Below are 5,292 nucleotides of genomic sequence, written 5' to 3'. Positions count from 1 at the left end.
CCCCCCGGCCGGGGTGATGCTAGCGGCGCAGCCCGAGGCGCTCGATCAGCGAGCGGTAGCGCGCGATGTCGACCTGCTGCAGGTACCGCAGCAGCCGGCGCCGGCGGCCGACCAGGCCCATCAGGCCGCGGCGGGTGTGGTGGGGGGGGGGGGGCCGCGGGGGGGGCGGGGGGCGGCCCCCCCCGGGCCGGGGTGATGCTAGCGACGCAGCCCGAGCCGCTCGATCAGCGAGCGGTAGCGGGCGATGTCGACCTGCTGCAGGTAGCGCAGCAGCCGGCGCCGACGGCCGACCAGGCCCATCAGGCCGCGGCGGGTGTGGTGATCGTGCTTGTGCTGCTTGAGATGCTCGGTCAGATCCGAGATCCGCTTGGACAGCATCGCCACCTGCGCCTCGGGCGACCCGGTGTCGCTCTCGTGCAGGCCGTACTCGGCGAGAATTTCCTTCTTCTGCTCGGCGGTCAACGCCACGTCTGGTGCTCCTACTGGTACGTGTCCCGTGCACGGCCCGCTCCGGACGACGTCGCCGGGGGGATGACGGTACCGGCCGCCACGGACTGCAGCCGGACCCAGTCGATCAGTCTATCAGCGCGCCCGCCCGGACCCGGCCAGGTCCCGACCGATGGCCACCGACGAGCACCGACGAGCACCGAGGCCGGACCGGTCACGGCGTCGGCCGGGGATGCCGGATCCAGGCGGCGACCCCGATGAACAGCGCGACGGTCAGCGCCACGATCACCCACAGCACCACCAGCACGTCCACCCAGGACCCGGGTGGCGGCGAGCCCGGGAAGAAGGTGCGGATCGGGATGACCGCGAACAGCAACGCGGCCGTCCAGCCCAGCATGCCGGCCTCGAACAGCCGCTGTTCGCGGTAGAGCTTCCAGGCCACGATCCAGCACGCCACCGGCAGCAGGGCGAGCACCAGCACCAGGGTGATGCCGAACAGCACGATGGCGAACGAGCGGTGGAACGACGCGTCGACGACCAGGCCGGCCAGGTCGGGATTCTCCGCCGCCCGCAGGTCCCAGCCCTGGACCGACCCCGACAGGACCACCGCCGAGTCGACCAACCGGACGTCGGATCCCTCGCCGACGGTGACGATCGCGGCCACCGGGGCGGTGTAGTCGTCGAACGGCCAGTTCTGGATGTCCCCGTCGAACAGCAGCGTGGCGGTGTGGGACTGGGGCCGTTTGCCGGCGTCGAAGACCAGGTCGGTGTCCTCCGCGGTGGGGTCGAGACTGACGGTGACGGTCCGGGCCGGGGTGCCGTCAGGGCCGAGCAGCGCATCGTCGGCCTGGATCGTGACGTCGACCTGCAGTTGCGCGCTCTGGGCGGTGATCGCCCGGGCGTCGAGGCGGACGGTCACGCCGCCCGGCGGGCGCTCGACCGGGGCCTGGGCGACCTTGGCCGACTCCGCCGCCGCGTAGCTGACGAGCAGCGCGACGTAGAGCGCGACCACCACGGCGACGGCGCCGGCCACCCGCAGGCGCCGCCCTCGACGCGCGCCCGGGGCCGGCCGTTCCGACTCCCCAGGTCTGGACGTCCCAGGTTCCGACTCCCCCGGTTCCGGCATGCCGGTCATTCTCACCCGGGTCGAGGGTGCCGCCGCGCCGGGTCGGCCGAGCACCCTGGCGGGCACGGGTGGAACCGTAAGTTACCGACGAGTAGGGTCAACGACATGGCCAGGCTGGATCTGCGGGTGCGGGCGTTCGCGTGGCTGTTCGCGCACTCGCCCGGCGCCGTCGACTCGATGACCCCGGACCAGATCCTGCGCGCCCAGGAGCTGCTGGCCGGGCACGGCCGGCTCACCGCCGGGGTCACCGGCCGGCTGGCCAAGGGCGTGACCACCGTCGACCGGGTGATCGAGCAGGACGGCGAACGGGTGCCCGTCCGGTTCTACCGGGCCGCCGACCAGCCGCCGGACAGCCCGGTCGTCGTCTATTTCCACGGCGGTGGCTGGACTCTGGGCGCCCTGGACCACTCGGACTGGCTGTGCAGCCAGGTCTGCCTGGGCGTGGGCGCCGTCGTGGTGTCCGTGGACTACCGGTTGGCCCCGCGGCACCGCTTCCCGACCGCGGTGCTGGACAGCCTCGCCGCGGTGCACTGGGTGCACGGCCACGCGGGCGAGCTCGGCGTCGACGCCACCCGGATCGCGGTGATGGGCGACAGCGCCGGCGGCAACCTGGCCGCCGTGGTCTGCCAGCAGGTGCGCGACCGGGGCGGACCGCGGATCGCCCACCAGTCGCTGATCTACCCGGCGACCGACCTGCGCACCCCCGACGACTTCGACGCCACCGCGCCGGCCCGGACCGACTACCCGATCCTGTCCTCGGCCGTGATGCTCACGTTCCGCGACCAGTACCTCGGCCCGGACGGCGACCCGGACTCCCCCCTGGCCTCGCCGATCCTGGCCGGCGACCTGACCGGGCTGCCGCCCGCGCTGATCCAGGTGGCCGAGTACGACCCGCTGCGCGACGACGGCATCCGCTACGGCCGGGCCCTGGAGGACGCCGGCACGGCGGTCCGGCTGACCGAGTACGTCGGCATGCCCCACGGGTACTTCAGCTTTCCGATGGTCATCCGGGGCAGCGTCCGGCAGGCCCTGGCCGAGGTCTGCGCGCAGCAGCGGCTCGCCCTGTACCCCCGGCCCACCCCCGAACGGGACCCGCGCCCGGCCCCCGCCGGGTCGCCCGGCACCGAGGCCCGGGATACCGTCGGCACCGGCGCGGTCGACCCGGCCGCGTCCCGTCCGGTCGGTGATCATCAGGTCGGACAGCACCCGGTCCCGCAGCACCAGGCCAGCCCGACCGGCCACTGAACGGCGGGACCGGGTTCGGTCCGGCCGCGGCGCGCACGAGGGGGTCCGATGAAGGTCCTGGTCTGGGTGGCCGACGGCGTCTGGGAATCGGCGATCGACGAGGCCGCCACGCTGACCCCGTCGGACGCCGAGGTCACCCTGGTGCACGTGGTCGCCGACGACCTGGGCGAGGTGACCCGCGGCGCCTTCGCCGGCCTGCTGGGCCGGCGGTACACCGTCGGGGCCGACCTCGACGACGATCTGACCACCTCCTCCCAGGAGGTGCTGGCCGCCGCCCGCGACCGGCTGGGCCGGCCCGCGCAGCTGGTCAGCCGGCGCGGCCGGCTGGAGCGCGAGGTGGTCGCCGCCGCCGACGGCGCCGACCTGCTGGTGCTGGCCCGGGACGGCGACCGCAGCCGGCTCGGACCCCGCTCGCTGGGCCCGGCCACCCGGTTCGTCGTGGACCACGCCCCCTGCCCGGTGCTGCTGGTCTGGCCCGGCCGGGCACCCGGCCTGGGGTCCATCCCGCCGCCCCCGCCGCCCGGGCACGAACTGCCGCCCCCACCGCACGAGCGGCACCCCTGAGCGCAGCGCCCGGCCCGGTCAGGACACCGCGTGCGCCGCCCACAGGGCCAGCACGGCGGCCAGCAGCGTCGGCCCGACCGTGGTCAGGCCGAGCACCGTGAACCGGCGCAGCGACGGGCCGTGGCCCTTCTCGTGCAGGATCCGTCGCCAGAGCATCGTGGCCAGCGACCCCGCGTAGGTCAGGTTGGGCCCGATGTTGACCCCGATCAGGACGGCCAGCACCGCGGCCGCCGGCGGCGCCGCGCCCAGCGCCGCCAGCAGCACCAGGGTGGCCGGCAGGTTGTTGATCAGGTTGGCCAGCACCGCGGCGATCACGGCCAGGGCCAGCAGGGCGAGCAGCCCGTCGCCGCCGGGCAGCACCCCGGCCAGCGCGTCCTGCAGGCCGTGCCCGATGGCCGCCTGCACGACCACCCCGAGCGCGGCGACGAAGACCAGGAACCACGGGTTGAGCGCGGCCACGACGGCCGGGACGCCGACGCGGCGCCGGCTCAGGTCCCAGACCAGCCACACCAGCGCGCCGGCCCCGGCCACCCAGACCGGCTCGACCCCGAACGCCGACGAGGCGAAGACCGCCACCAGGATCACCCCGAGCAGCACCAACGACGCCGTCGGGGCCGGCTGCGCCGGGGCGTCCGGGGCGGTGGCGGTGCGGGCCGGCGCGTCGTGCGACGGCGCCAGCTCGTTCCGGAACGCCCAGCGGAAGATCACGTACTCGACGGCAATGGCGGCGACCCAGGGGCCGGCCATCAGGGCGGCGAACCCGACGAAGGTCAGCCCGGATGCGTGGAAGGCCAGCAGGTTGGTCAGGTTCGACACCGGCAGCAGCAACGACGCCGTGTTGGACAGGTGGGCGGCCGCGTACACCGGCGGCGCGCCGCTGACCTGCAGCCGGCGGACCGCGCCGAGCAGCACCGGGGTCAGCAGCACCACGGTGGCGTCCAGCGACAGCAGCGCGGTGGTCAGCGAGGCGACGACGAACACCAGGGTGAGCAGGCGCTGGGCGCTGCCGCGACTGCCGGCGACCAGCAGGCCGCCGATCCAGCGGAACACCCCGTCCACGTCCGCCAGGTGGGCGATGACCAGGATCGCGGCCAGGAAGCCGATCGTCGGGCCCAGCGTCTCGACGGCCGCCAGCGCGTCCGGCACGCTGATCAGCCCGATCAGCAGGGCCAGACCGGCGGCCGGCACCGCGGCGACGGCCTCCGGCAGCCCCTTGGGGCGGGCGATGGAGAACCCGAGAACGGCCAGCAGCAGAACGATCCCGACGATGCTGGCCAGGACGGGGGTCATTCAGTGACCCCGGCGCCGGGGTCGGCGGCGCGAGGGGCGGCGGCAGGTGCCCGCCGGACGGGTGGGCGTCACTGCAGGTACTTCTCGACCTGCTCCACGCTGCGCACGGCGACGTCCTCGGTGTCCTGACCGAACTCCTGCCGGGCCCGCCGCTGCCGCAGCAGATCCCAGCACTGGTCGAGCGCGCCCTCGAGCGCGGCCAGCCGGGCCCGCTCGTCGTCGCCGGTCAACTCGCCCCGCTGGTGGGCCGAGCGCAGCGCGTGCTCCTGCTCGACCAGGGTGGCGATCTGGCTCAGGATCTGATGCTCGTCCACGACGTCCCCTTCACGACAGTGCCCTCATGAACAGTGCCTCATGAACAGTGCCCTCATGAATAAGGCCCTCATGAGGCGGTCCAGCCCAACACGTCCCGGGTGCTGGCCACATCGGCATCGATCTGCGCGATGAGCGCCGGCACCGAATCGAACCGCACGGTGTCCCGCAGCCGTTCGACGAAGTCGAACGCCACCCTCCGGCCGTAGAAATTCCCGCCCTCGTCGATGACGAATCCTTCGACCGTGCGCTCGCGACCGGAGAACGTCGGGTTGGTGCCGATGGAGATCGCCAGCGGCGAGCGGCGC

At 74.1% G+C, this 5,292-nt stretch carries 7 protein-coding genes and 1 pseudogene; 2 read left to right on the top strand and 6 right to left on the bottom strand.

Annotation, left to right across the window (positions count from 1 at the left end; all coding sequences use genetic code 11):
* Window positions 1-19 precede the first annotated feature (19 nt).
* From ACOJUF_RS03625 to ACOJUF_RS03615, 3 genes and pseudogenes are all read right to left on the bottom strand, one after another.
* Window positions 20-142 (bottom strand): annotated as a pseudogene (locus ACOJUF_RS03625) (30S ribosomal protein S15); the annotation flags it as partial.
* 56 nt (window positions 143-198) lie between these two features.
* Window positions 199-468: a 30S ribosomal protein S15 gene (rpsO, locus tag ACOJUF_RS03620; protein WP_420120501.1), complete on the bottom strand. Its 270-nt coding sequence runs from the start codon at window positions 466-468 to the stop codon at window positions 199-201.
* Between the two features lie 193 nt (window positions 469-661).
* Window positions 662-1,480: a DUF4436 family protein gene (locus tag ACOJUF_RS03615; RefSeq protein ID WP_420120500.1), complete on the bottom strand. Its 819-nt coding sequence runs from the start codon at window positions 1,478-1,480 to the stop codon at window positions 662-664.
* A gap of 198 nt (window positions 1,481-1,678) precedes the next feature.
* Here ACOJUF_RS03615 and ACOJUF_RS03610 point away from each other — a divergent pair, with 198 nt between their 5' ends.
* Window positions 1,679-2,818 carry an alpha/beta hydrolase gene (locus ACOJUF_RS03610; RefSeq protein ID WP_420120499.1) on the top strand — a complete coding sequence of 380 codons (1,140 nt, stop codon included), beginning with the start codon at window positions 1,679-1,681 and terminating at the stop codon, window positions 2,816-2,818.
* A 48-nt stretch (window positions 2,819-2,866) separates the two neighbouring features.
* The gene (locus ACOJUF_RS03605) at window positions 2,867-3,382 is read left to right on the top strand and encodes a universal stress protein (RefSeq protein ID WP_420120498.1); all 516 of its coding nucleotides are present in this window, start codon (window positions 2,867-2,869) and stop codon (window positions 3,380-3,382) included.
* An 18-nt stretch (window positions 3,383-3,400) separates the two neighbouring features.
* Here the strand turns inward: ACOJUF_RS03605 and ACOJUF_RS03600 are convergent, their stop codons facing one another.
* The 3 genes from ACOJUF_RS03600 to ACOJUF_RS03590 all read right to left on the bottom strand — a co-directional run.
* Complete coding sequence (locus ACOJUF_RS03600; protein WP_420120497.1) at window positions 3,401-4,672, bottom strand: ArsB/NhaD family transporter; 1,272 nt, start codon at window positions 4,670-4,672, stop codon at window positions 3,401-3,403.
* A 68-nt stretch (window positions 4,673-4,740) separates the two neighbouring features.
* Window positions 4,741-4,986, bottom strand: a complete 246-nt coding sequence (locus tag ACOJUF_RS03595) for a DUF2630 family protein (protein WP_420120496.1) — start codon at window positions 4,984-4,986, stop codon at window positions 4,741-4,743.
* A 68-nt stretch (window positions 4,987-5,054) separates the two neighbouring features.
* On the bottom strand, window positions 5,055-5,292 hold a 238-nt coding region (locus ACOJUF_RS03590; RefSeq protein ID WP_420120495.1), incomplete at its 5' end, for a riboflavin kinase.

The sequence above is a fragment of the Nakamurella sp. genome (assembly GCF_048594475.1).
Classification (GTDB): domain Bacteria; phylum Actinomycetota; class Actinomycetes; order Mycobacteriales; family Nakamurellaceae; genus Nakamurella.
The sequence above is the reverse complement of the archived record's forward strand: the minus strand, read 5'-3'. Positions and strand labels throughout refer to the sequence as shown.

Excerpts from the sequence above, each read along its gene's own strand:
- ACOJUF_RS03605 (WP_420120498.1), top strand. The coding sequence starts at position 2,867 with ATGAAGGTCCTGGTCTGGGTGGCCGACGGCGTCTGGGAATCGGCGATC.
- ACOJUF_RS03610 (WP_420120499.1), top strand. The coding sequence starts at position 1,679 with ATGGCCAGGCTGGATCTGCGGGTGCGGGCGTTCGCGTGGCTGTTCGCG.
- ACOJUF_RS03600 (WP_420120497.1), bottom strand. The coding sequence starts at position 4,672 with ATGACCCCCGTCCTGGCCAGCATCGTCGGGATCGTTCTGCTGCTGGCC.